The organism is Shewanella sp. SW1, assembly GCF_025653545.1.
In the GTDB taxonomy this organism is placed as follows: domain Bacteria; phylum Pseudomonadota; class Gammaproteobacteria; order Enterobacterales; family Shewanellaceae; genus Shewanella; species Shewanella oncorhynchi.
The window spans coordinates 37,891-64,385 of record NZ_JAKKSG010000009.1 but is presented as its reverse complement, the minus strand read 5'-3'; the positions used below and the strand labels follow the sequence as shown (position 1 = coordinate 64,385).

23 protein-coding genes are annotated in these 26,495 nt (G+C 43.2%); 14 read left to right on the top strand and 9 right to left on the bottom strand.

The genetic code is table 11. The annotated features are described in order from the left end of the window. Positions 1–8 precede the first annotated feature (8 nt). Complete coding sequence (locus tag L5M71_RS09805) at positions 9–698, top strand: energy-coupling factor ABC transporter permease (protein WP_263205592.1); 690 nt, start codon at positions 9–11, stop codon at positions 696–698. Positions 699–845: 147 nt separating this feature from the next. Here the strand turns inward: L5M71_RS09805 and L5M71_RS09800 are convergent, their stop codons facing one another. The 3 genes from L5M71_RS09800 to L5M71_RS09790 all read right to left on the bottom strand — a co-directional run bounded on the left by L5M71_RS09800 (position 846) and on the right by L5M71_RS09790 (position 5,521). Next, the gene (locus L5M71_RS09800; protein ID WP_028760396.1) at positions 846–1,202 is read right to left on the bottom strand and encodes a glutathione S-transferase N-terminal domain-containing protein; all 357 of its coding nucleotides are present in this window, start codon (positions 1,200–1,202) and stop codon (positions 846–848) included. Positions 1,203–1,504: 302 nt separating this feature from the next. Next, positions 1,505–4,885: a DUF748 domain-containing protein gene (locus tag L5M71_RS09795; protein WP_263205590.1), complete on the bottom strand. Its 3,381-nt coding sequence runs from the start codon at positions 4,883–4,885 to the stop codon at positions 1,505–1,507. A gap of 255 nt (positions 4,886–5,140) precedes the next feature. Beyond that, the gene (locus L5M71_RS09790) at positions 5,141–5,521 is read right to left on the bottom strand and encodes a VOC family protein (protein ID WP_263203181.1); all 381 of its coding nucleotides are present in this window, start codon (positions 5,519–5,521) and stop codon (positions 5,141–5,143) included. Positions 5,522–5,955: 434 nt separating this feature from the next. On the opposite strand from L5M71_RS09790, the gene L5M71_RS09785 reads away from it, so the two are divergent. The 3 genes from L5M71_RS09785 to L5M71_RS09775 all read left to right on the top strand — a co-directional run bounded on the left by L5M71_RS09785 (position 5,956) and on the right by L5M71_RS09775 (position 7,321). Then, a complete protein-coding gene (locus L5M71_RS09785; RefSeq protein WP_105253144.1) occupies positions 5,956–6,660 on the top strand; it encodes a DUF445 domain-containing protein in 705 nt (234 codons plus the stop codon). A 102-nt stretch (positions 6,661–6,762) separates the two neighbouring features. After that, positions 6,763–7,113, top strand: coding sequence for a VOC family protein (locus L5M71_RS09780; RefSeq protein ID WP_113938808.1), 351 nt, complete (start codon positions 6,763–6,765; stop codon positions 7,111–7,113). Beyond that, positions 7,088–7,321, top strand: coding sequence for a DUF1289 domain-containing protein (locus tag L5M71_RS09775; protein WP_113938807.1), 234 nt, complete (start codon positions 7,088–7,090; stop codon positions 7,319–7,321). The genes L5M71_RS09780 and L5M71_RS09775 overlap by 26 nt, the downstream gene beginning before the upstream one ends. Before the next feature lie 128 nt (positions 7,322–7,449). Here the strand turns inward: L5M71_RS09775 and cdd are convergent, their stop codons facing one another. The 3 genes from cdd to L5M71_RS09760 form a co-directional block, all read right to left on the bottom strand. Further along, positions 7,450–8,340 carry a cytidine deaminase gene (gene cdd / locus L5M71_RS09770; protein WP_006087443.1) on the bottom strand — a complete coding sequence of 297 codons (891 nt, stop codon included), beginning with the start codon at positions 8,338–8,340 and terminating at the stop codon, positions 7,450–7,452. Between the two features lie 210 nt (positions 8,341–8,550). Continuing rightward, positions 8,551–9,969 carry an exodeoxyribonuclease I gene (sbcB, locus tag L5M71_RS09765; RefSeq protein WP_263205585.1) on the bottom strand — a complete coding sequence of 473 codons (1,419 nt, stop codon included), beginning with the start codon at positions 9,967–9,969 and terminating at the stop codon, positions 8,551–8,553. A 691-nt stretch (positions 9,970–10,660) separates the two neighbouring features. After that, the gene (locus tag L5M71_RS09760) at positions 10,661–11,122 is read right to left on the bottom strand and encodes a Fur family transcriptional regulator (protein WP_049821724.1); all 462 of its coding nucleotides are present in this window, start codon (positions 11,120–11,122) and stop codon (positions 10,661–10,663) included. 232 nt (positions 11,123–11,354) lie between these two features. Between L5M71_RS09760 and L5M71_RS09755 the strand changes: the two genes are divergently transcribed. Continuing rightward, complete coding sequence (locus tag L5M71_RS09755) at positions 11,355–13,601, top strand: TonB-dependent receptor (RefSeq protein ID WP_263205583.1); 2,247 nt, start codon at positions 11,355–11,357, stop codon at positions 13,599–13,601. A 174-nt stretch (positions 13,602–13,775) separates the two neighbouring features. Here the strand turns inward: L5M71_RS09755 and L5M71_RS09750 are convergent, their stop codons facing one another. Next, positions 13,776–14,699, bottom strand: coding sequence for a hypothetical protein (locus L5M71_RS09750; RefSeq protein ID WP_263171117.1), 924 nt, complete (start codon positions 14,697–14,699; stop codon positions 13,776–13,778). A gap of 451 nt (positions 14,700–15,150) precedes the next feature. Between L5M71_RS09750 and L5M71_RS09745 the strand changes: the two genes are divergently transcribed. From L5M71_RS09745 to L5M71_RS09725, 5 genes are all read left to right on the top strand, one after another. Further along, positions 15,151–15,558, top strand: a complete 408-nt coding sequence (locus tag L5M71_RS09745; protein ID WP_263205576.1) for a DUF1398 domain-containing protein — start codon at positions 15,151–15,153, stop codon at positions 15,556–15,558. 138 nt (positions 15,559–15,696) lie between these two features. Beyond that, positions 15,697–15,828 (top strand): hypothetical protein, encoded by a 132-nt coding sequence (locus L5M71_RS09740; protein ID WP_263205574.1) that lies wholly within the window; start codon positions 15,697–15,699, stop codon positions 15,826–15,828. A gap of 18 nt (positions 15,829–15,846) precedes the next feature. Next, positions 15,847–16,674: a hypothetical protein gene (locus L5M71_RS09735; protein ID WP_028760377.1), complete on the top strand. Its 828-nt coding sequence runs from the start codon at positions 15,847–15,849 to the stop codon at positions 16,672–16,674. 39 nt (positions 16,675–16,713) lie between these two features. After that, entirely contained in the window at positions 16,714–17,529 is an 816-nt protein-coding gene (rlmA, locus tag L5M71_RS09730; RefSeq protein ID WP_263205569.1) for a 23S rRNA (guanine(745)-N(1))-methyltransferase, read from the top strand. Positions 17,530–17,836: 307 nt separating this feature from the next. Then, positions 17,837–18,046 carry a cold-shock protein gene (locus L5M71_RS09725; protein WP_011789734.1) on the top strand — a complete coding sequence of 70 codons (210 nt, stop codon included), beginning with the start codon at positions 17,837–17,839 and terminating at the stop codon, positions 18,044–18,046. Between the two features lie 1,019 nt (positions 18,047–19,065). Here the strand turns inward: L5M71_RS09725 and rne are convergent. Continuing rightward, positions 19,066–22,506 (bottom strand): ribonuclease E, encoded by a 3,441-nt coding sequence (gene rne, locus L5M71_RS09720; RefSeq protein ID WP_263205567.1) that lies wholly within the window; start codon positions 22,504–22,506, stop codon positions 19,066–19,068. 542 nt (positions 22,507–23,048) lie between these two features. On the opposite strand from rne, the gene rluC reads away from it, so the two are divergent. Next, positions 23,049–24,008 carry a 23S rRNA pseudouridine(955/2504/2580) synthase RluC gene (rluC, locus tag L5M71_RS09715; RefSeq protein WP_105252860.1) on the top strand — a complete coding sequence of 320 codons (960 nt, stop codon included), beginning with the start codon at positions 23,049–23,051 and terminating at the stop codon, positions 24,006–24,008. Between the two features lie 22 nt (positions 24,009–24,030). Beyond that, positions 24,031–24,750 (top strand): HAD family hydrolase, encoded by a 720-nt coding sequence (locus tag L5M71_RS09710; protein ID WP_263186157.1) that lies wholly within the window; start codon positions 24,031–24,033, stop codon positions 24,748–24,750. A gap of 172 nt (positions 24,751–24,922) precedes the next feature. Here L5M71_RS09710 and L5M71_RS09705 read toward each other — a convergent pair whose 3' ends face one another. Further along, on the bottom strand, positions 24,923–25,507 hold the full coding sequence (locus L5M71_RS09705) for a Maf family protein (RefSeq protein ID WP_263186158.1): 585 nt from the start codon (positions 25,505–25,507) through the stop codon (positions 24,923–24,925). A 262-nt stretch (positions 25,508–25,769) separates the two neighbouring features. Here L5M71_RS09705 and yceD point away from each other — a divergent pair, with 262 nt between their 5' ends. Both yceD and rpmF read left to right on the top strand, forming a co-directional pair. Beyond that, positions 25,770–26,294, top strand: coding sequence for a 23S rRNA accumulation protein YceD (gene yceD, locus L5M71_RS09700; protein ID WP_028760371.1), 525 nt, complete (start codon positions 25,770–25,772; stop codon positions 26,292–26,294). Positions 26,295–26,310: 16 nt separating this feature from the next. After that, a complete protein-coding gene (gene rpmF, locus L5M71_RS09695) occupies positions 26,311–26,481 on the top strand; it encodes a 50S ribosomal protein L32 (RefSeq protein WP_006081226.1) in 171 nt (56 codons plus the stop codon). Positions 26,482–26,495: the final 14 nt, after the last annotated feature.

The window sequence follows — 26,495 nt, the reverse complement described above, 5'->3', positions numbered from 1 at the left end:
GGCGAGTAATGTGGGCGTTTTGGTCGAATAAATGGGCGCAAATCGAATGGGATATGAGCCTGACTCAAGGTATATGCCTTATGTTCTTGGCGTTATGGATCTACGCCATATGGCCAAAAGAAGAGTTAGTGCAGCTCCGGCGGGATAAACATCTCCAATTACGTTTGTTGCTGACGTTGGTGGGGATCAATGCACTGTGGTCGTTAAATGCCAGTATTCAAACTGGGTTGCATCTGCATTTTCTGGGAATTGTCACTTGTATGCTGATGTTCGGCTGGCGTCTTGCGACCCTAGTGTTGCTGTTGCCTAGCGCTTTTTTTAGTCTTTTTGTATTAAAGCAGCCCGCTGATTTTGGTGCTTTTAGTTTGTTCGCTATGGCTGTGCCGCTGTTCCTGTGTTTTATCCTATACAGTCGCAGTTACCATTTATTTCCTAAGCATATTTTTGTATTCATCTTCGTCGGTGGTTTTATCAATGCGGGCCTCTCAACTGTGTTTCATCAATTGAGTTGGGCTATGTGGTTGTGGTCTGCAGCGGATTACGATTGGAATGTGTTAGTGGACGACTACCTGATACTCATCCCTTTGCTGGCATTCCCAGAGGCATTGCTTAATGGTATGGCGGTGACGCTATTGGTGGTGTATCAGCCCCAGTGGTTATTTGATTATTCTGACCGTGAATATTTGTGGCGTAAGTAAATGCGATAAAACAACGCAATAAAAGAACTGCGCCCGAAACCTCGTCATTCCAACGTAAAGCCCTTTGTAAGGGCCCATAGAACAGACGATTGAAAAGGTTACTGGACGCACTTACTTGTATATTTGCGCTGACCGTTGCGCCGTGATTTAGGCGAAGCGTTGGTCTAAGTAGTTAATGATTTCTTTTGATTCATATAACCACTGTACTTGACCGTTTTCTTCAATCCGCAGACAAGGCACTTGCTGTTTGCCGCCTTGAGCGATGAGTTCATCTTTATGCGGCGCTTTTTTAGCGTCGTGGGTCACTATGTTGAGTCCTTGGCGACGCATTGCACGGCGGACTTTTACACAAAATGGGCATGCAGGATATTGATACAGGGCTAATGCTTGAGTTTGAGCATCAATTTTTTGTTGCTCAGCCAGTGGACGTTGGCGCTTCTTAGGGCTAAATACGAAGTTTAAAAACAGAATAATCCTGCCTAAAATCCAGCGAATGATAAACATGTTATTGACCTTAATGATAATTTTTGTGGAAGAACATTTGTGCGTCATGGCGCCACAGAAAGCGTGCGGCGAGTCTGAGACCCAGTCGTTTAAAAACTGTGATCTCAGTTGTATAAAGGCCGCAGAGTGTAACCTATGGCACCAAGCACGGCCAACATTTTAGAGTGAATTAACAGATAGATGATTTGATTGTAGAAGAATGGTTTTTTGATTGGTTATGACGCTTAGCCATAAGGTAAAAGCCCGCTAAAGTCGAACTTTAGCGGGCTTAGTTTTATATAAAAAGCAGTTAATTGGCTGAGTTATTGAGCATCAATGGTGAGACTCACTTGGGCTGCATTCTGGGTTAAACTCACTCGGCTTTCGAGCAAGAAGATCCGCTCTGGAGCAATTTCTTTCACGTCCACAAGGTAAGCTTTAACGGCTTTGGCTCTTTCTTGGGCCAAATGACCCAACATGCCATCGTTAACATTCTGTGCTTTTACCGACAGATTATATAAAGCGATATGCCAGCGGGTGGTGATTTCGTCATCGGAAAGCTGCGCGTCTTTGGCCTCTGCGATAACAGTGTCTTTGATTTGGGCAGGATCGGCTTTAACTTCTTGTTCATAAAGCTTTACTAGCGCATCAGCAAGCGGTCCGTGGGTCGGGAATTGGCTCGGACTTAAATCATCAGGTAACGCACTGAATTCGATATTGGCTAATTTAGCCAATTTACGCTTCATGATGCGCTCAGCAATGGCTTGGCTGTCATTGATGGCATCGACTTCCCCTTCAACGCTAAGCTTGAGCATAGGTCTGTCGAGTAAGGCGCTAGCGAGTTTGTCTAAACTTTTTTGCTCATCTTCACTTAGGCTGAATTTGCCTGCGGTAAAGCTGATCTTATCTAAGGTTTCGTCAGAACCTATGAGTCCAGCTAAGAAAGTGAAGGGCGCTGTGACGGCTTTAGTGATCACATTGGTAATCGCCGTCATTATGATGCTGCCGACACTAAAGCTAGGTGAGTCTAAATCGCCAGAGACTTCCATGCCTAAATCAATCACACCGTTACGGTCCTGCAGCAGGGCAATCGCGAGCGTGATGGGTAAGCTAGTGGCAAGGTCACTGTCACTGGGTTTACCAAGTTTCAGTTGGTCTATGATCAGATGGTTACTGCCCTTGAGCTTGTTCTTATCGAGTTGATAGTTCAACGATAACGATAGCTGTCCTTTATCTATGTAGTAACCCGCATAGGTGCCAGAGTAAGGATTGACTGAGGTTAACTCAACGCTCTTAAAGACTAAGTCGAGATCTAAATATGGCATATCTAGCAAAGGGTTAATATCGCCTTTTAGAGTTACAGGCGCATACTTGTCTATCTTACCTTTGATATCAACCGAGGCCTTAGTCCCTGGCGTGGATGACAGGTGAGTGATATTGCCTTCAAGTAACTCAATCCCTGAGGCAAAGTTTGGTGTCAGTGAGTTATCGGCAAAGTAAGCTGAGCCTTGGCTAAAGCTAATTTTTTGAATATCGAGGCTTAACTCAGGCGTTGTCTTGCTTGCCGTTTGCAGCTCGGTTTGCTTAGCACTGGCTGTGGTTGTGTTTTTAGTTGTCTTGCTATTTGCAGCCGGAGCCTCAACGATAAGATCGCTGATATTAGTGGTTCTATCTTTGGCTATCACCACTTTGGCGTAGGGTTGATTAAAGGCTAAGTGATCAATTTTGATTTGATTTTTCTGTTGGTCAAAATCCAGTTGATTGATATTCATCTTTTGCCATTTGACCAGCGGAGCATTACGCAATTTGTCATGAATAGCTAAATCATCGAGCTCAACACTGCCACCGTAAATGGCTTTGCCTTTAGCATCGGCGGTCAGTTTGCCTGCTGAGCTTAATAGACCGCTCTTGAGCTGGATATTCACGTAGGGCGCTAAATAGGGCTGAAATTGGGTTAACGCCAGCTTATCGAGTTGGATATTGGCATCTATGGTTTCGCCCGTCACATCGACTTGGCCTTGAGAGCTCAAAGTACCTTGACCATTGAGGCTGAGTTGTAGCTCATATTCAATCGGAGCGGTTAAGGTACTCGTTATGACCTTAGTTGAAAAATTAAGCGGATACACTCGCCATTGCTGCGGCGTTGCCGTTAGCTTTTGTTCCGATAGATTAAGGTCATAGTTTTCAATATTGAGCGCATCAAGTTGCACGAACCAAGTGTCAGTTGACGTCGTTACTGGTGTTTGCTTGATTGGCTGTAGAGGATCTGCCTCAGAAGCGACTTCTACAGTGGCTTCATTAGTGGCATCAGTGGTGACATTTGCGGTCGCTTCTGTCTTTTGTTCTGTTTTATCACTCTCGTTAGTTGCGGTTAATTCGCTTTCTGTTGCTTTGTTTGCGCTATCGCTTGCACCAGTGGCAGTCTCTGCTATTTGACGTTTTTCTTCGACTTGCGCAACTTGTACGCGTTCTAGCGATTTAGCATCGGTTGGTTTAGCAACCGGCTGCGTAGTCGTTGTGGAGGCGCTTAACGATTTAGGCATGAATAAGCCAACAAGATCGAGCCCGTCTTGGTTCAAAATGGCACTCATTGTTAGGCCATCGCTGTGGAGTTTGTTGATATGCACTTTCTGCTGCTTCAAGTTGGCTGAAATGCCGTCGAGGGCAAACATGGGGAGCTTTACCACTGAGCGATCTTTGTCGTTAATGTTAAGTTTTTCAACAATAAACTGGCCATTGTTGCTGATGACTTGTAACTCGCCATTCTCGGCAAGATCCACTTGATACTGAGTTTTAATACTGAGCTCGCCATCCGTGAGGACGGGATTAAATTGATCGTCGATAAATCGCCATAGTGGTGTCAGTTTGAGTTTGGCGACTTGGATGTCACCCGCAACTTTTAGCGGGTACAATTGGAATTGCCCCTGCAAACTGATTTCACCAGCATGATCATCACTGAGTTGTATTGCATAGTGATTGTGCTTGATAGGCGCAATGGGTGAGTCAGACGTTGATTGGGCGTTTGGTGTCGTATTATCAACTTTGTTTACTTTTATGGCTGGTGTTATCGATGCCGATGATGCCGCCATCAAATATTCAGTATCAAGGGAACTGAGTTTTAGATTGATATTGGGGTAGTTCACTTGAGCATGGGTAATTTTGTCATCGAAGTTAAATTGTCCCGCATCCAACACAAATTGGCTGAGCAGGACACGAACGGGTGAGCTGGCTTCTGTGGGGGCTGTTTCTGTGCTCGTGGATGAATGCTCGTTCAGGGTCTGCAGAATATCGTCGAAGTTGAATCCAGCTTTCCCTTTTTTCTCCACGCGAATGATATGTGCGTAGGGCGCTTGTATGTGTATGTTTTCGATAACGGCGGCGCGATTAAAAACAGATCGCCAAAAGTGTATTTCGAATTGGACTTGTGCAATGCCAGCAAAAGGTTTGTCGTCTTTTTCTTTAATGGTCAGTTGGTCGATTTCGACTTTGAAATTAAAAGGGTTAATGCGTATATCACCGAGGGTGACGGGACGACCGAGCAGAGTTGAGAGTTTTTCTGGTGCCAGCGTGGTTATCGCATAGGGGAGGATTAAACCTAATGTGCAGACATAGCTAAGGTAGACTGCTGTGAGGTAAATAATCACTCGCAGGTATCTTGGGAGGGCAAAAAAAGAGTGTCTGAATTGCGATAACTGGGTCAGCATTAATATCAAGGCTCCAATGCATAAGACAGGGAAAAACTTCCATAAGTACGGACATTCTAGCGAATAATGCTAATGTTTCCAGAAATTATTTATATTTTTACCAATGAAATCTTGGTATTACACAGACAATAACGTCTTCTGATCTAAGACGTTCCTGAGTGGTAACCTATCATCTACATTGATAACTACATGTGTTTCAGCCTATGGCTAATGATTTGAGTCGTCAATACTCACCATGTAGGACGCTATTTTTGCTCAGCGATTTAAATAACTAATCGCTGCAATAATGGCGCCTTGTGGATCTTTTATCCAACAAAAACGGCCTACTTCGGGTATATCTTCAGGACCAAACAGAATATCCCCGCCAAGTTTTTTTGCGCTGATAGCGACTTGATCGACATCCTTAACGGTAATGTAGCCAGTCCAATGTGAGGGAAGCATTGGGAGCAAACTATCGGTGATCCCCCCAATGCTGACGCCCTGATTTTCAATAATATGATAATTACCGTGGGGCATTTTGACGGTTTTAAAGTGCCAACCAAAAATCTCAGCATAGAAGTGCATAGCTTCTTCGGTATTATTGGTTGTCAATTCATGCCAACTTAACGCCCCTGCAGTGTTAAAAGCCGATTCCATAAGCGCATCCTTTATTCTATTTGGGGTAAATTTTGTGTATTGAGCCGAGGTTAACTGTCAGTGTTCAGTGCCAGCTGTATTCTGAGCCATATTTTTTGTGCGTTATCTTGATTGAGTGTAGTTGAGGCAAGTTGATAATTCACAGACGGTAAATTAAAATTTTTGCTTTTTTAGGTCGGCAAACATTAAATTAACTTAATGTTCTACAAGGAGATTCACTTTATTTGGTGCTGGCTAATCAGCTTCTTGTGGCTCAGTGGCGCTGCGGCTTAGTTGATGGGCTTCATCTTGCCCCTCGCGCCAAGACTTAGCACTGAAAACAGATTTTAAAACGGGTTTGTTTACTGTGGTTTGAGTGTTAGACCTGACTCCCGTTAACTTGTTAATATAGGCGAGTTTTGCATCTTATCGATGCCACCTTAGGGGATATGAGATTGAATAAGAGTTTAGTGACGAATTTATTGGCGGCTGCTTTGGTCGTTGTGGGTTACCTGATGAATTCGGCAATTGTCCTGAATGTCGGATTGTTTGCTTTATCGGGTGCAATTACCAACTGGGTTGCAGTTTATATGTTGTTTGAGAAAGTCCCCGGACTCTACGGTTCGGGAGTCGTGCCTTCTCGTTTTGAAGAGTTTAAGGCGGGTATTGCTCATTTGATGATGAAACAGTTTTTTACCACTGAAAATATCGACCGATTCCTATCTGAAAAAGAAGGGCTGAGTAAAATAGACTTGGCGCCAGTGATTGAAAAGGTTGATTTAGCGCCTTCTTTTGATGCGTTAATTAGCACTGTCGCCCAATCTTCCTTTGGCGGCATGTTGTCTATGTTTGGTGGCACAGATGCCTTATTGCCGTTAAAAGAGCCGTTTATTGTAAAGATGAAAGCTTCTTTAGTTGAAATGGCACAAAGCGATGCATTTCACGAGTTGCTGAAACAAGAAATTGAACAGCCAAATGTGATGGCCGATCTGCAAACTAAAATTGCTAACATAGTGGAACAAAGATTAAACGAGTTAACACCACAAATGGTGAAACAAATCGTTCAGGACATGATCCAAACGCACTTAGGTTGGTTAGTGATTTGGGGCGGCGTGTTTGGCGGTCTGATTGGACTTGCCGCAGCCTTAATCCAAGGTTAACCTGAGTAAAAGCCGCGAATAGAATGGGAGCTTTGGCTCCCATTTTTACTTACGCATTTTATGTTCATCATTTTGTGTCCTGATTAAATAGCAAGGAAGTCTATGAACCGTCACCACAGTATCAATTATTTGGAAATCCCAAGTCGCGACATTACGAGCTCTAAGGCCTTTTTTAGCCAAGTTTTTGGATGGTCCTATGTCGATTATGGCCCTGAATACAGTTGCTTTATGGATGTCGGCATTACTGGGGGATTCTATCAAGCCGACGTGAATTTCACACTCGCAAAAGGTTGCCCGCTGATTGTGATCTACAGCCAGAACTTAGAATTGACTCTGACGGCTGTCGTAACTGCTGGTGGCATTATCACAGCTGACATCTTTAGTTTTCCGGGAGGCCGTCGATTCCATTTTGTTGAACCTTGTGGCAATGAATATGCCGTCTGGTCAGAATGATCCTAATGTCACTCCTTGTATTCGAAATTGTTGTTTAGATCAGCAAGATATTTGTTTAGGTTGTTTCAGGCATCTTGATGAAATTTTAGCATGGCGCGTTATGTCGGAAGTGGAGCGGCAAGCTTGTTTTATCAGGATGGAGGAGCGTAAGGGGGAGTATCTGGCTAAGTTCAATGACGCGGTTAGTAGAAGACAGAATGGAGCATGATTAGTCGTCAGCATTAGCGCGTTATAGATTGATTTTGAAATGTTAATTGAATAATCCAACGGCGAAATACGCATTAACGTATTTCGCCGTTGGCATTTTGAAGCACCCTTGGCATCTTGAAGCAGGCGTTACACCGGATCTATGACTATGTGCTCAAGTTCGATGGCGGCAACGGTATGGAGTGCATCCATAGTCGCGCCGACTAAACTGATTTTTCCTTGAGATGATTCAATCAACACCGCACGGCTGATATCGCTAAACTCGCGATTATGGCGAACGAGATTCGACAAAGCCATCTGCATCGGCAGCATAGAAGGATTGAATGCCGCGTTCTCTGCATAGCGACCACAATAGGTTGCGCCATCGCGTGTTTCTAAAACCACGGCAGCAAAACTCTGAGTGTAAGGCGCGTAGCTTAAACCGGCATGATCTAAACCTTCGATGATCATAGGATCGGCACTATCTAAAGCAAATTCAGTTTGTTGCTTCGCCATTAAAGGCGAAGTGACATTTAAGTCTTTTGGGCCAAAGGCATAGGGTAAATAATAAGCCAGTGGATGGCTTTCCTGTGCGGGTAGATGAATGCTGATCTTGCTGCCTTCAACCAGCTCATTCATAAATTGACGGCAATGGCCGCAAGGGCTGGCATTAACTATAATATCAACAATTTGGCTTTCACCGCTGAGCCATGCATGGCTGATCGCACTTTGTTCTGCATGGACAGAATGAAACAGCGCTTCACCGGGTAATTCTAAGTTGGCACCCATGTAGATATCGCCACTTTTGCCTTTGGCAATCGCACCGACATAAAACTCACTGATAGGCGGTTTCGCCAGTGCAGCAGCTATCGGCAGCAGTGCCAGTAACACTTCTGCTTCGGTCATCTTGCTTGCACTTGTGAGTGTGGCAAGTTGCTGCGCATCTAAGTGTCCAGCAAAATTCTGGTGCAACATCGGAATGAGAGCATCGGCTAACGGCGTTGGCAGTTGGGTTATGCTACGAATGAATCTATCTTGCATTTCCCGATTCCTTATTTGTTAAGTTCATGGAAGAACATTCTAGTAATTTTGTTACAGCATAAATGCGAGTTAGCTCGCGTTTATACGCTGCAAATGTGTGTGTTCGATAGTAAACAATTTAAGTTATGCGCCTAATAGAGTGAGTCTATTCATGAATATAAACAAGCTTAAGACTATTAAATAAAAGACTTAAGCTTGAATTGTTCAAACTTAAAGTTCACGCAAATAATGGCAAAGGGCAGCCAGTAACTTCTGCTTAGTCTCATCCGCTTGCGTATCTTGCAGCAGATTTTCTAATTTAAGTACGTAGTCTTGATCGGCTAAGCGACTTTGACAGAATTCACGCCAGCGCTGTGACTCTTCGTAATCGAGTAGTTCAGGATAATTACGGGCGCGGTAACGAAACAGCATTTCAGGGATACGTGGATCATCAAACTGCAAGTCTAGCGCCGCTAAATTTTGCGGTAGGGTATGACGGATGATTTCCATTTTTGCTTTATCAGCTTGGCTAAAGAACCCACCAGAATACAGCATCAAATCGGGATCTGTGGTCGCTCTGCTGTCATCGTGCTCAAATAATAGCGCCAGTTTTTCACGTAGTTCTGGGTGAAGTTTAAGGCGTTTATATTGCTCTCTGGCAAATTCTTTATCTATGCCTAAACGAGCGGCATGTTCATCGCTGAGGATTTTAGCCGAAGTGATAAAAGGGCACTTATTTAAATGAATTTGTTTTACCGCGATCGGTAATTCGTCTTCGGCAAGATCAGCCCTTGACGTATACATGCGCGTTTTAATTTGCTCGACATCTAGCTCGAATAGCGGCGTTAAATCCATGGCTAAGTTAACGCAAATAACGGCATTTTTGTTAGTAGGATGGTGCGCTACGGGTGAGATCAACGTTGCACAACCATTGCGCGCACTAATTTTAGAGCTCACATGGACCAAAGGCTGCATATTGAGCACATCGATTTGATCGCTAACCGCTTGCTTACGGCGCAGGTCAAAATAGTACTGATATAACTTAGGCTGTTTCTCGCGAATGAGTTTTGCCATAGCGATGGTCGCATACACATCAGACATAGCATCATGGGCTTTCTCATGGCTTAAACCATTCGCTTGGGTCAGATGTTCTAGCTTAAAACTCGGAGAGCCATCTTCCTTTGTCGGCCAGTTAATACCTTCGGGCCTAAATGCATAACAAGCGCGCACTAAATCAATGATATCCCAACGAGAGTTGCCATTTTGCCATTCACGGGCATAGGGATCGATAAAGTTCCGATAAAAGCCATAACGGGTCACTTCATCGTCAAAACGCAGTGAGTTATAACCTGCAACACAAGTGTTTGGTTGGCTAAATAGCGCTTGAATTCGTCCCATAAACTCAGTTTCAGGGATGCCTTTTAAATTAGCTAACTGTGGAGTGATCCCTGTGATTAATATTGCTTCCGGAGACGGCAAATAATCAGTGGCTTGCTTACAATAGAATGTCTCAGGCTCGCCGATGATATTGAGATCTAAATCCGTGCGAATACCAGCAAATTGCGAGGGTCTGTCTTTCGCTGGGTTCGCTCCAAATGTTTCATAGTCGTGCCAAAAAATCGACCCTGCTTTATCGTCTTTCATCTTCATTTATTTTCGTTCTCTAAAGCATGTAACTTCATGTTATCAGTAGTTAAATTGCTTTAATTGGATTCGTTGTCATTCACATCAATTTTGTATGCAGCTCTTCGATGTGAGTACATAATCTGTATATATTGGGTTCTGCGTCAGATTAGCTAAATCACATGTACACAGAGTAATAAAAATGTCTTTATCTTACAATTAGTTAAGTTCGATAAACGGTAAGCCATATTTAGGGAAACCAGAGCGTGCAGACTGCAACGGCTTAAGCGTTCGTATTACCCCCTGTAGGGACTATAACATGGCAGTATCGATTTAGGATTGATAATCCTACCCGGATTAAGAACTTGCTGACGCACGTAAGCTGGTCCCTGCGTGACTAAATTCATGGGTAAATATTATAGATCCCCATGCGTTTTGGAAACCGCTTAACACATTCGAAGGCCGATCAGTTCCGCTTTACTCGAGATATTATAAGAACAGTGGAACTTATATCACTCGCCATGGCGCTTTCACACGGCAAGCGACCGGGTAATGTTGCTTCCATTAATGAGCAGGTCCGCGATATGAAACCAAGACTGGCATATCCACTATTTTAGACGGACATTATCGACCAGAATGTCGGAGGCTGAGGGATTTATAGCGTTACAAATTAGTTAATGTACATAACTTAACTTAACTTAACTTAACTTAACTTAACTTAACTATTATGTTGTTGCTGACATTCATGACACCAACCCGCTAATTCAAGCTGTGGGCTCGATAAGGTAAATTCCGCTTGGCTAACATTCAACTGTAACTGTTCAACAAGAGCAGTGGGCAATGCTATCTCCGTGACTTTTTGACAAGTATTACAAATTAAAAATTGATTGTGAATGTGATGATCGCATACATGATGGCAGGCAATATACTTATTCACCGTTAATAACTTATGCACTAATTGTTCCTGTACTAAGAAATCCAACATGCGATAGATAGACATTATGGGTAAACTCTCGCCCAAACTTTGTTTTAACACATCGGCAATTTCATAGGCAGACAAAGGAACATCATGCTCCTGTAATACGATAAGTACTTTTTTGCGCTTACTGGTAAGATTGATGCCTTTTTCTTCACACTTTTTCACTACTTCACGCAGTAAATCAAGATTTTTTCCCGTCATAGAACTGCCAATTTTTTTGAAATGATCATACTTGCACAGTTTACCTGATCCACCCCTTCTAATGACAATCTTTGTTAGCAATCATCAGTCACCATACCGAGTGCCGTACTGATTGTTATTTACAATCAGTAACTTAATTTGCTTTCATTCATATTGAACTCGACTGATACATAATGATACGTTATAACATATCATTTGTTTCAGCAGTAATCATATGGAGACGACCCACAAAATGAATTCCCACAAATACCTTCTGTTATTAGGTGTTGGCACTTTAGCTGTTTCAGCAGAACCTATTGAACGTATCAATGTCACTGGGCATGCTTTAGAAAAACCACTAAGCCAAAGAATACAAGCCAGTAAAATCGAACTCAGCGGCGATGAACTAAATAATCGTAAAGCCGATACCTTAGGAGAAACTTTAAGCCAATTACCGGGAGTAGACAGTGGTTTTTTTGGTAGCTCATCGGGTAGGCCACAAATCCGTGGATTTGGTGGAAACAGGGTTAAAATGTTGCTCAATGGAACTCAAGTTGAGGATATGTCGTCGGTGAGTGAGGATCAATACATCCCCATCGAGCCCTTTCTTGCTGATAGTATCTTGGTCATTAAAGGTCCTACAGCTGTGATTGCCTATGGTGGGCAAGCGATGGCAGGCATTGTTGATCTCCAAGATGGTCGTATTCCATTGAGCCCAATCAATGGGTTTAACAGTCGTGCTGAAGTGAAAGCTGGCTTCAATAGTACAAGTACCGCACTGGCAAAACTTACCGCAGGGAATGAATCTTTTAACTTTGCGCTGAATATGATCAACAAAGACCGTGGTGACTACGATATCCCTGGATATTCTAAAGACAGCGATTGTAAAACGTGGTCAAAAGTCGTAGGTGCCGCACAGTTTGCCGATTTATGCCAAATCAAATATGCGCAACCTGTGTGGCAGATGAACAATCAATTAAAACGCTATGAAGATGCTACACCTTTAGAACAACAAATTATCACCGACTACTCAATAGACAGTAATGGCACTGTGCTTAACAGCAGCCACCACACATCATCATTCTCGGCAGGCGGAAGCTACACTGGCCAACAACGTCTTTTGGGTTTGGCTTATGGTTATACGGACACTCATCGTGGTATTCCGGGATTTATGCGTCGTGGCAGCAGCGCACCAGTGGATTTTGATCAACGGGGTAATATTCGAATTTTTTCCCGTGGTGATCGCGTAGATATGAAGTATGTCGAAAACTGGGATGACAATTGGATAAACTCATTTAGCCTCGATGGCGCCTATTCGAATCAAGTCGATGATGAGCATATGGCAGAGGTATCCGTCAACCAATTCGAACTTACCTCTTGGGTCATTAGCCCTAAGCTCTATCATAGTTGGACATCAAACTTCGATGGTGTCTTAGGATTACAGTACGACACTAAAGCCTATAAAGGGGAGGGCTATGACAATTACATGCCTGATGTCGATAGTCAAAACTATGCAGCCTATACGTTACAAACCCTGCACTTTGGTCCGGTTACTTTTGAGTTTGGAGGTCGTTATGATGCGATTAAGCACCAAGTAAACGCAGAGGGTTACAAGGTAGGTCGAGGCTCAGGAGCGAATGTTAAAGATAGAAATTTTTATCTCCAAAGCTACTCAGGATCACTGCGATGGGACATATTGCAAAATTGGTCAACACGAGTCAATTACGTTCATGCCGAGCGTGCTCCTGAAATGAATGAGCTTTACGCCAGTAACCCACACTATGCTCTGTTAATTGAAGAACAGGGCAGCTCAAATCTTAAAAAGGAAATTAATCACTCCTTTGAAATAAATACCATCGCTAAAATCGCCGATTTACAGCTAATGGCAAGTTGGTATCAAAATCAATTCAATGATTTTATTTATCTTGGTAGTACAGGCCTTGAGCGTAATGGTACTTATGTTCGTGAATGGCGCCAAGCAGATACAAACAATCAAGGGTTAGAGGTACAAGCTATCTATACCTTCCCGTGGCAAAGGTGGGGAGTTTTTGAGCTCAGCGCATTTACTGACAGAGTGAGAAATACTCCTCGATATCAATACGATGGTAGTTACGATATCTTTAGTACTCGTCCACCTCTCGCTGGTGAGCGGGACGAATACTTTCGCCGCAGGTTAGAAGGCACTTCAATGCCTCGAACACCACAATCCAAAACAGGCACTGCACTAAATTGGCAGTATGATGCGCTTACTGTGTCCATCGATTATGTTCGCTATCATTCACAAGGTGACGTTAACAAATTTGAGAGGCCCTCTGAATCTTATGCTTTGCTCGGAGCAAATATCACTTTAGATCAAGTCATTTCGAAAGTGCCGACTCAATTCTACCTAAGCTTAGATAATCTTACCGATGTAGATGCGCGCCCACATAACAGTTTCCTAAGGCATTTATCCCCTATGCCAGGTCGCACAGCGGCTATTGGTGTCAGAGTGCAATTCTAAAAAAGTTTCCTTCAAGGCTAATGGCCTTGAAGGTTTTCGTTTGATTTCTAGATACCCAAGGCCAAAAATCTAACCTCCTTCAATTCAAGCCGCGATTTGCTGTTTTTTATCCCATTTTCCGAGAGATATTTTTAAGTCATGACGGACCCTAAGCGTTTATCTGATGAAGCCTATTCAATGATATTTCTTACATAATATGGAAAAGTCATCCATTGGATTGAGTAAGAAATCTTTACCGACAATGGAAGTCATTTCTGATTCAGATATAAAAGGATTGTCAATTTTAAAAACTAATCGTTGATTCAATTTACTTTTTATCAAAAAATCGCAATGGCGTTGATAAAATAACTGGTCAAATTGACCATTATCGATAATTCTCTGGAGGCCAATTTGTATTCGCTGAGCTAAGCGAGGTTTGTTAAGCGAAACATAATAATATGTCGCTAGTGGAATATGTAGCATGATGCTTTCATCAACAACGAGATCTGGATATTGTTGATTAAACTGCTCAACCTCTTGAAAGACTTCATTCACTCCGCGGCCAAATGTTATAAACCGTCCTTTTGATAGCATATTAAATAAACTGTCATATTGATTGCTTTCTATAATTTTAAATCCTGCTTGTTGCATGGCAACTTTAGTCGACCATTGGCTACCTGAACCAGTATCAAGAGCAGTTAACTGCGCTAGCGAGGTGATTTGGGCTAACCTAGATACATTTTCCTTTTTAATAATAAAAATTCTAAATCCCTGAATGCCTTTTCTAATGGGAATTTTTATTGGAATAAGCTGTTTATTCCACTGTAGGTTAGAGGCTTCTGCAATAACATTGATGGTTTCACCCTCTTGTAATGCTCTGAAGATACGATTTCGACTCATTATTAGATCTGAGACTTGCAGTGATGCTTCACCAAAATCGGCTTTGGTTGCATCAATAACTAATTGTAAAAGGTCATAAGTATACTGATATCTGTGATCAAGCTTGGATTCTGACTGATTGATAATGAATTGATCATTAGCATAAGTGACGGGTATGTTTGCCAAGACCCACAGGGAAAGAATACAAAAAATAATGCCCAGTCGCTGTAAATTATCCATCAATAAACTCATTGCTAGAGGTTGAAATTGATTCGGTGTGCTTATTTTAGCAGTAGCCTAGATGGCTTGCGGGATAAAGAAACAGATGATAAGCGTAAATGATACATTTTTTTAGTTTGGGTTTATGTGAGTTGTAAATCAATTTAGACAGCCCAACGGTACTGGCACTGGGTGCGAGTGGCTCGCAGAATATTTTAAAGTCCTTATGTTGTTTGGCCATAGTGTTTTTAATATGGCTTTACGTTATATATGCATAAACGTGTTTGTAGTCTGGCAACGATTTTGGGGAAGTTTGAAGGTCGTGTTTATTGCGTTAATCATTTATGAGTACGTGTTTTGAGCGTTTAACCAGCGCTGGCGCATGCTCCACGTTTTTACAGTGCTATCACTTTGACTCTACTGCTGATGTTAAACATATAAATTGACCACTCAAGACCCAGAGAGGACATCAATGAACTCGGATAAAATTTTAGAATCTGCACAAGCAACCTTGTCTGGATTAATACCATTTCCTCAAATTGTCGGCAATCTTATTGCTGAAGGTGTCGAGTATTACTATGTAGACTATGCCTCGAAGTCATTTACTTTCTATAGCGCAGCAGGTACTACAGTGCAATCACCTTTATCATTTGAGGGACTTCCATTAATTGCTGAAAATTTTAATGTGATTGAACTCAGAGCTGCCATCTTGGATAGTCAGCAGCATGGGCAAAAATTTCGGCTTTTCTGCCAGCGCGCTATGAATGCAGGAGTTCAAGGTTATTTCGTGTTTTTGCGAGGTAAACGTGTAACCTATTTTGGCCGTCAAGGTGACCAGCATACCGAATGGTTTTCTGGCGCTAAGCCGATCGATGTCTAACAACGCTGACTAGGCTCTCCACTTTCTGGGCTGGGTACATCGTGAGTTTTACATTGGGTGAATGGTTATGTGAAGTTCATTGTATACGTCACTTACATCTTCCTGTGCTTAACGTTATAGAACACTGGAGGCATAAATATGCAACCACGTAATGTCACGACTATTTCTCGAATGCCGATTTACGGCATCATGAAAATTAAGTCATATCTTGCGATGGTAATGGTTTACGGGGTGATTTTAATTGGTATTGGACGGTACAATTGCGGTTAAATAGGAGAATAATGTCTTATGTACCATCAATTTCTAAATGAACCTATGGTGCTTGATATTGAAAAGGCATCAATACTCACATTACGGCTACCCGACGATGTGAGTGATTTTATTGTGTCACAGGCGATCAATGCCCCTTTACTAGAGATTATCGTCATAGCTGAAGCCGGAATTCAGCAAAATATAGTCATTCGCTTCCAGCCGTTTATGGGTCTTAAGGTCGAATCGTTACCGCAAAGCCCTCAGGCTTTCAATACACCAATAACCCGCAGCCTTGGGCAAGGTTTTAGGCTTTATACACGGATGGGAACAGCTGCGAAATTTTGTGCGGCAGAATTGAGGCGAGGTGTATCTTTTACCTTAGATACGACTCGTCATTTAGGTGCAGATAATGACTTAACTTTTGCCTTACAAGCCAATTCAAAGTTTGAGTTAGTTCCCTTAGAAGCGGATTTACGGGTTTTGCATGAGCCCAAAGCGTTAATGGTTGCTAAAGCACTATTAGCAAGGCACTACGACTATGCCGCATCATCTGAATCTCTTGCAATTTACATGACTGAAATCGAGCAGGTTAGATTAGAATTGCAGTCGTTTATGCGCGGGGAGCTTGGTCAATGTCACGCCAGCCTTGCTGATGAAGTATTAAGGATCGATCCCTTGCTACTGCAGAAACAACAATGGTTATTTAGAACCTATACCCATATGTTTGAGCGACCAAACTACAGCCGCGCTGCTAATGATGTTGATAACACTGATAAGCTATTAAGAAAATTAGAGTGTTATGAATTACTCGCTTCACCGGAATTGACCCTGATGGTAGATCGATTGATGGAAGACGAAACATAAACTTTTTACCCAAATTTAGCTAAATGATAAGAGTCCATTATGTATTATTTATGTCCCCTGTGTGGCGCCCCACTGACGTTAACGGAGCGAACTTGGGGTTGTTCACAGCAACATAAGTTTGATATGGCCAAAGAAGGCTATGTCAACTTATTGCCTGTACAGAAGAAAAACTCAAAAGATCCTGGTGATAATAAACAGATGATGTTTGCTCGGCGTGAATTTTTAAACGCGGGTTACTATCAAGGTTTGAGTGATAGAGTGAATGAGCTCGCGCTTGAGTTTAGTGCCGAAGCAAAACAAATCCTCGATATAGGCTGTGGGGAAGGGTACTACAGTCAACGTTTATTCCATGTGTTGAGCCAGCACCATGATTGCAATTTACAAGGTATAGATATTTCTAAGTCTGCAATTAAATATGCAGCTAAACGTTACCCTAATTTGCAATTTTGTGTCGCAAGTGCCTATGAAATGCCAATCGCATCCCAAAGTGTCGATCTTGCCATTCGTATTTATGCCCCTTCAAAAGTAGAAGAGTTACAACGAATTATGGCTGATGGAGGCTTACTGATAACGGCTTCTCCGGGACCTTTACACCATTTTGCGTTGAAACAACAAATTTATGCTGAGCCAAGATTACATCCCGTTTCCACAGCGCATATTGCTGGATTTGAGTGTCTGCATCAGGAACGCTTAATCTCCCAGTTAGAGCTGGCAAATAGTGAACATATCGCTCATTTTTTAGAAATGACGCCCTATGCCTGGAAGTTTACTCATGCCCAAAAGCAAGCATTTGCGTTGCAAGGACTGAACTGTGAATTGGATTTCCAAATTGAAGTGCATCGGATTTCAAAGTAAGCGATAAGATTAAGCTATTGAAATAAGTTATTTAAAATGCTTAACTGTACCGGCTAAACAGCATGAACCTAGTGTTCTGCTAGCCGGTTGCAAAACCGTAAAGTAGATTTAGGCAAAATAAATAATCCAAAGTGTCGCAGTGTGTTGACTTATCTTTAGAATGGTTTATAGTCTTATCAGCTTGAAGGTTGGGCTTATATTTATGTGTTCAATACGACCAGTTCGTCCTGTAAACATAAGTAATACCGGCATTTTCCAGCTCCACCCGCCGTTAAGGCTTTAATTTTTTATTTACAGGATTTATATTATGTCTCAAGTTACTGGTGTTGTTAAGTGGTTCAACTCTGACAAAGGTTTCGGATTCATTGAGCAAGAATCTGGTCCAGATGTATTCGTACACTTCCGTGCGATCAACTCTGACGGTTTCAAAACTCTTGATGAAGGCCAAAAAGTGTCTTTCACTGTGACTCAAGGTCAAAAAGGTCCACAAGCTGAAAACGTAACTATCATTGGTTAATTTTCAGTGCTGTTAGCCTAGAGCTGATAGCAATGGATTAAAGGGCTATGGTTAATTCCGTGGCTCTTTTTATTTGTGCGAAAATAAAATTTCATTTAGTTTAGATTGTTGAATCCAGTATAAGCGACGAGATCCACTTAACATGTCGCATTAATTTAATGCTTAAATCTGAAGTTAATCCTCTAATATTTCTCTGTTAGAATCCAATTCTGATATCTCCAAGATTTTCAATAAAACCATTTGATACACTCTCCTTATTTTTACCCCTGTAACATTCAATTCCATTATATGTTAACTCTTAACGCTTAACGCTTAACGCTTACTCTTATCGAGTTTATTTTTTGCGTAATCTTATATTCAATATCGAACGCGAATGTGTCTAATCATTCATTTGTTGTAAATCAGTGACTTCAGATATTGCCGAATATGATTGGTGCACTTGCATTTCTTGCACTTAGTTATCCTACATATACTAAGCTGCACCTAAGGCTGAAAGCCTTGTAGTAAAGAGTTGAGGCTGGCAAAGCATTTAGTGCTTGATATTAAAGAACACTAGCTTATTTATGATGTAGTTTGGAGCCGACCAAAAAACGAATATGGCTATTGAGATGCCTTGCATTTCGTACATTTAAGTATTTCCGACAGAAGCTTTAGGCTGCTAATCCAACTTAATTATCGGCTACTTTATAGCGGAATAATGCTTTCCCTCGACTAGTTTTCCTAACTTATAAAGGAGGGGTCTACAGTTAGCACTAAATGGATTAAGAGCCCTTTCTACTGGCGGGTATTGGCCTGATATTTTGTTAGCATGTTTATTGCTTCTAATGTGACGTTAGTGACAACGCAAGAATACTTAAAGTTGAGAACTATATACCGAGGATCTTTTGATGGGTTATGTTATTCAAGGGACTACGATTAAGCCGAAAAATGGATAGAGCTAAATTTAAATATTGTGGAGTATTACAGTATAAATAAAAAAGCCATGCAATTGCATGGCTTTTCTGGTTTAGCTTAAGTGATTATGGACGCGCCATATCCGACTCTGCACCATTAGCGAGTTTGATTTTGGCTGTAGACTCTTCGTTCGCAGTATTCTCATACTCTCGTCCTTTAGGGACTGCCACTTGTTCTCTCACTTCAACGACAGGCTTGGTCATATCCGAAGACACCATAGAGCCAAAGCGGCTGGCGGCTTTCGGCTTGCTGACAACAACTGCATCCGTGATTTGCGGTGTTGTTGGAGCTGTTTTTACTGTGGCTTGAGGCTTAGCGATAGCAGCCGGTCTGGCCATTGGCGCAGAGGCTGTTGCTTTCACGGCTTCTTTTACTTCAGCGCTCGGTGCAACACTTGGCTCGACAAGTGTTTCGGTTTTAGCTGCTTCAGCTTTGGGTACTGCTACTGATTTAGTCACTGAGCTTTCAACTGATGGGACTGCAACGACTACGGCTTCAGCAGTAACGCTGGTCACCTGAGTTTCAACGATTGACGCAAGGTCAACTTTTGCGTCAGCAGTCTTTGGCTCTTCCACTTTCGTTTCAGTGGTTTTAGTCACAACAGGTTTAGTTTCAACTTGCTGAGTTTCAACTGCTGCAACGTCATTTGCTTGAGGCTGAGGCTCAACTTTTGCTTCTACTTTAACAACAGCAGGAGCTTTAACAGTTGGAGTTGAACTTGTTTCAGCTATTTCGACGTCAGCAGTTTTAACGGCCGGTTCAGTTACCGCTGTTGTTTGAGTTGCAACAACAGGAGTTTCCACTCGAACACTGACGATTTCGCTTGGGTACTCTTGGTCAGCACCTAATTCGTCATTAGGAACGAATTGCGCTGGGGTTGATGTCCCTTGGTCATCTTCGTCGCGACGACGACGTTGACCCGCTGCACGAAGGTGACGAGGGCTACGACGGCTACGACGTTGACCATCTCTTTGCTCGCGTTTTGATTGATCATCAGCATTAGCATTTTCGTTGTCTGAATCAACTTCGCTATCTTGCGATACTGCATCCGCTGCTACAGTATGAGCTGCTGTGTCAACTAAGGTGTTTTCAGCTGTGTTAACAGCATCAACCGCAGGTGTTTCTACTACAGTAGAAATTACAGTTGTCTCTTCTAGCACAATATTTTCTTGCGCTTCTTGAGCGGGTGCGGCTTCTTTACGAGGCTGGCGACGTGTTCTTGGCGCTTTAGTTTCTACTGGCGTTTGTGCAATGACTTCAGCTTTGGTATTAACACTGATAGTACTTGCCGCTGCGGCGTTAAGGGCTGCAATTTCCGCTAACACTTCTGCGGCATCTTCAGGTGCAATTGGGATCGCATTATCTGGCGTATTATGGCCATTATCGATACGCACCTTACGACGCATGTTACGGCGCTGACGACGCTCACGGGCGACTTCTTGCTTAGGGGCATCATCTGCTTCAATGTCGGCAACAACATCTTTTGGCGCTTGTACGCGTGGCTTTGGTTCAGCTTTAGCTGGACGTTTAGCCGTTTCTTCTTTTTCGCGTACTGGACGTTCTTGTGTGCTGACTACTGCATCAGTCGGCTTTTTTGGATTGCGGCTACGCGGCTCACGAGTGCCTTCTTTTGCTTTGTCGGCATCTTGGGCATTGCGTGGGCGGCGAGTGTCATTACGACGGTTACGGCGATTTGCGTTAGCCGCACTGGTATCAGTTGCTTTAGTTTCAACAACTTTTACGGGTTCAGCTTTTTCACTTGGTGCAAACATGGCACTGATTGCACTCACAAGCTTGCTGAAGAAGCCTGGTTGTGGCGCTTCAACTTTCACCGTTGGTGATGGGGCTTGTTCTACTTTCTGTGGCGCTGCAAAACCTTTTAATGCCGGAATAGGCGCCGCAGTACGTTCCAGTTTGCGTGGCTCATACAATTTGGCTTCAGGATGCTCTATACGCTTATAGCTTGATTCACTGATTTCATCATCACTACGGTGACGGATCACGCGGTAATCAGGCGTCATCATGTGTGCGTCAGGTATCACATACACTTCGACATCGTGACGCTGTTCTGTGATGCGAATGGCTTTGCGTTTCTCGTTTAACAAGAAAGCTGCAACATCCACAGGCACAATCGCTTCGATTTGTGAGGTGTTTTCTTTGATGGCTTCTTCTTCCATCAAACGTAAAATTGACAGTGCTAAAGACTCGGTACTGCGAATCGTGCCTTGGCCATGACAGCGAGGGCATATATGCGCTGCAGATTCTTCTAAAGAGGGGCGCAGACGTTGACGCGACATTTCCATCAAACCGAAACGAGAAATGCGACCTAATTGCACACGGGCGCGGTCGTGGTGAACAGCATCACGTAAGCGGTTTTCAACTTCACGCTGATGGCGCACAGGCGTCATATCAATAAAGTCGATAACCACTAAGCCACCTAAGTCGCGGAGGCGCAATTGGCGGGCAATTTCATCGGCGGCTTCGAGGTTAGTGTTCAGTGCTGTTTCTTCAATATCGCCGCCTTTAGTGGCACGGGCAGAGTTGATATCGATTGAGGTTAATGCTTCAGTTGGGTCGATAACAATTGAACCGCCAGATGGCAGACGCACTTCGCGTTGGAAGGCGGATTCAATTTGTGATTCGATTTGGAAGTGAGTGAATAATGGCACTTCAGCTTCGTACAGTTTTACGCGCTCAACGAAATCAGGGCGAACTAAGGCGATATGTTGCTTCGCTTCTTCAAAAATACGTGGATGATCGATGAGGATTTCGCCCACGTCACGGCGTAAATAGTCACGAATAGCGCGAACTATCACATTGCTTTCTTGGTGAATTAAGAAAGGTGCGCCTTTAACTTGTGAAGCTTCGGTGATCGCCGCCCAGTGGTGTTGTAGAACTTTTAAGTCCCACTTTAACTCGGCAGATTCTTTGCCTACACCCGCAGTACGCACGATAAGACCCATGCCAGCAGGCACTTCTAAGTCAGCCATCGCTTCTTTTAGCTCAGTGCGCTCATCACCTTCGATACGACGAGAAATCCCGCCAGCACGTGGGTTGTTTGGCATTAATACTAAGTAAGAGCCTGCAAGGCTGATGAAGGTCGTTAAGGCTGCACCTTTATTGCCGCGTTCTTCTTTGTCAATTTGGACAATAACTTCCTGTCCTTCACTGACCACTTCTTTGATGTTTGGGCGACCTTGGAACGAATATCCCTTCGGGAAATATTCTCTAGCGATTTCTTTCAGTGGCAAAAAGCCGTGACGATCGGCACCGTAGTCGACGAAAGCGGCTTCTAAAGACGGTTCTACTCGGGTAATTTTACCTTTGTAAATGTTTGATTTTTTTTGCTCATGACCTGGGCTTTCAATGTCTAGGTCATACAGTTGTTGCCCATCAACAAGGGCAACACGCAACTCTTCTGATTGAGTTGCATTGATTAACATACGTTTCATGATGACGTCATTCTTCTTTAAATAGAGGTCATCAAACATCGCGCTTCGCTGCATTACGGGCCTAGCAGTAGGTCAACTGAGCCTCACGGCTGGTGGCTAGGCAAGAGGTGCGCATTACTGTTAGACGCAGTCGCTGCGTGTCGCATCCTATTTATGGCTTATTTTTTAATGATTACAAAAACAAGGAATTCGTTGTAAAACATCAACCAACCCCATAAATTCTTTAGTTTCGTTCCGGTAATGCCCAAGTCGAATCGGTTTGTCTGACGACAAGTTAAAATATCCTTCGAAATCGGGGAGGAAAACCTAGGGTAAACCTTATTAAAGTAAGGTGACTTTCTCGATTTAATCGTAAAAAACGCATTTGTGGTATTTTTACTCTGTATACGATTTGCAAATCAATGATTTGCTATCAAGAAAATCTTTTTTTATCCGTTAAATTTTCCGCTTGGGATCAGGGCGTTGTGAACACTTTATTCACGGCTTATCCCTAATCGCTGGTGAAATATAGCAATAATCAAAAAATTCAGCAATGGAAAGGCACAATTCTTCTCAGTTGTTGTACAATGGCGACCGTTATAATTAGATGGCGCATCATGAATATAGAATCCACCCCACAACAGGTTCAGTTGATCACGATTGATGAAGATCACTTCGAACAGCGTATCGATAACTACTTAATGACCAAGCTGAAGGGCGTGCCGAAAAGCATGATCTATCGCATTGTCCGCAAGGGCGAGGTTCGAGTGAATAAGAAACGCATCAAACCCGAGTACAAGTTGCAGATTGGCGACATAGTACGTATTCCGCCAGTCCGCGTGGCAGAGCCGGATAACCGTACCGCACCATCGGCGAACTTAAGTAAAGTCTCGCAACTCGAAGATCGTATTTTGCATGAAGACAATCATTTGATCGTGCTGAATAAACCTGCTGGCATTGCCGTGCATGGTGGTAGTGGAGTCGATTACGGTGTGATTGAAGCATTGCGTTCACTGCGTCCTCAACAAAAGTTTTTAGAGCTAGTACATCGTCTCGATAAAGATACTTCGGGCGTGTTGTTGGTGGCGAAAAAACGTAGCGCGCTTAAACATCTGCATGATCAGCTTCGATATAAAAAGATGCAGAAAGACTATTTGGCCTTAGTTAAAGGGGAATGGTCTGCTCAAGATAAAGCCGTTAAACAGCCTTTATTGAAAATCACTCTTAAATCCGGTGAGCGCATTGTGCGTGTTAATGCGGAGGGTAAACCTTCAGAAACGCGCTTTAAAATTATGCAGCGTTACCAAGGTTGTACTTTAGTGAAGGCAAGCCCTGTCACTGGACGTACTCATCAAATTCGGGTGCATTGCCAATTTGCTGGCCATCCTATCGCCTGTGATGATAAGTACAGCGAGCAAGGGTTTGACGATAGCATGCGTGCATTAGGTTTAACTCGACTCTTTTTACATGCTGCTGAATTGATGTTCATTCATCCAGAAAATGATGAAGTGATGCGGGTTTCAGCGCCTTTAGATGAAAATTTGTCGCAATTACTCGATAAGTTAAAGCGTGCGTAATCGACGGGGATAGGTTTCAAGGATGAAGATAAAGCAATACGATTTAGTGATTTTCGATTGGGATGGCACTCTGATGGATTCCATCGGTAAAATTATCACTTGTATTGAAAATATGGCTAAGGCATTGCAGTTACCTATCCCAACTGAAAGTGACATTCGCGATATTATTGGTCTTTCTATGACAGAAGCGCTGCGAGTCCTATTTCCACACGGGCTCAATCTCAGCGCTTCTTCTGCCAATTCTCAGCATCAGCAGCATCCTAAAAATGCATTTAGCCAAGGCGAAGATGATCAATATCAGCAGATGCGCGCTGAGTTTAAAGTACAATATTTGCATTTAGACACCACGCCAACGCCCTTGTTTGTACAAACTCCTGCATTAATCGATGACTTGTATAGCCAAGGCTATAAGTTAGCCGTCGCAACTGGTAAAGCCCGTGCGGGACTTGATCGCGTCTTTGAGCAAACAGGCTTAGGTCGATACTTTGTTGCGTCACGCTGCGCCGATGAAGTGCACAGCAAACCCCACCCTGAAATGATCTCAAGCTTGCTGAAAGAATTGAATATAGCACCGAACAGAGCCTTAATGGTGGGTGATTCTCTGCTGGATTTAACCATGGCGGCCAATGCTGGGATTGATAGCGTTGGCGTGACCTATGGCGCTCACAGTGCCGAAAAGTTGCTGCGGGCAAAACCTATCGCCTTGATAGATTCACCAAAGCAATTACTGCAATACCTCTAACACTGCTATTTAATGCTGGAGCGGCAATACATGCCGCTGCGCATGAGACTTCCTTATCACTTTTATTTACGTCTCATCTTCTCGTCGATGAAACGACTCAGTAGCTCGGTATTTTTGATGCGCGTCATTGATTCAATAAACTGAGCAAATAGAGCAAAGCCTTGGTAAACGTTTAAGCGAGAACGTCTACACCTTGGGCTAACAGCATTTCCGTCAGTAATATCAGTGGTAAGCCAACTAAGGTATTGGGATCGCGACCTTCGAGCGCTGTAAATAACGCGATACCTAAACCTTCGCTCTTAAAACTCCCTGCGCAATAATAAGGCTCTTCCTTTTCTATGTAGGCCACAATCTGCGAATGGCTAAGGTGCCTAAAATGAACCGTAAAGGGTTCAACCTCAGCGGCCATAGCGCCAGTTTTGGCATTATAGAGTGCAAGACCAGTATAAAAGGTGATGGCCTTGCCTGAGGCTTGAGTGAGCTGCGCGACGGCATTATTAAAATGATGGGGTTTACCGATAATCTTGCCATTAATGACGGCAACTTGATCGGAACCAATAATCAGACCATCGGGGAATTGTTCTGCCCCCGCGACGGCTTTTGCTTTGGCTAATCGCAGCACTAAAGCATGGGCCGATTCTTCGAGATACGCCGTTTCGTCAATATTAGGATTGCAGCATTCGAAGGGTAACCCGAGTTTTTGCAGTAAAGATTGTCGATATATAGACGTCGAAGCTAAGATTAATGGGGTTGGCATAATGAGATATCCGCAAAAGAGTGACTCATATTGTGACCAATCAATGCGGGAGAGTGCAAGAGTTTCGTCTTTTACGGTTTCTTTTCAATGAATGCGACTATTTTAGTCGGCTTGCGCTTGTATGCGGCTTCATGCTTGGGTACTATTTCGCTTCCGTCAATTTCAATGTTGGGGCAAGGGAAAGGCTTAAGTCGCAAACTGGGACTTAAGTTAGTATTTTTTCTTTGACTCTAGCGTTTTCAAACTATAATATGCGCGCCTTATGCAAACAGTAAAGATACCGGTTTCAATTGATCCATTTCGCGCCGCCTCGAGTCGCCTAGTTTATCAGGGCGTTGTTCCTGGTGTGCAACTGAAAAGATTAACTGAGTTATGTGCCGGCGACTGTTCCGATGTGGCAGTGTCGCTTGAATGTGGCGTAGATTTACAGGGGATAGTCTACCTGAAAGGGAAGGCTGTGACGGAGCTCACTCTGATATGTCAACGTTGCATGACACTATTTACCACTGAGGTTACGGTCGAGTTTTGTTTTGGTCCATGTCGGACTAAAGCAGAAATCGATGAGCTCCCGGATGCGTATGACCCAATTGAGTGCAATGAAATTGGCGAAGTGCGTCTACATCAATTGATCGAAGATGAATTGATAGTCGCTATGCCGATAATCCCAATGCATCAAGAAATTGATTGCAGTGCAGGATCTAAAGACATGGTTGTAGGCGAGATAGAACCCGCTCAAGAGGAGCGTCCAAATCCGTTTGCAGTGTTAGAAAAACTGAAGAGCAAGTAATCGAGGAGACAGGCCAATGGCTGTACAACAGAACAAAAAATCACGTTCAAAGCGCGGAATGCGCCGTTCACATGACGCACTGAGCACTGCTCAGCTGTCTGTAGACGCTACCAGCGGTGAAATCCATATGCGTCACAATGTGACTGCAGATGGCTTCTATCGCGGTAAAAAGGTAATCAACAAGTAATTTGTTGGTTTCCT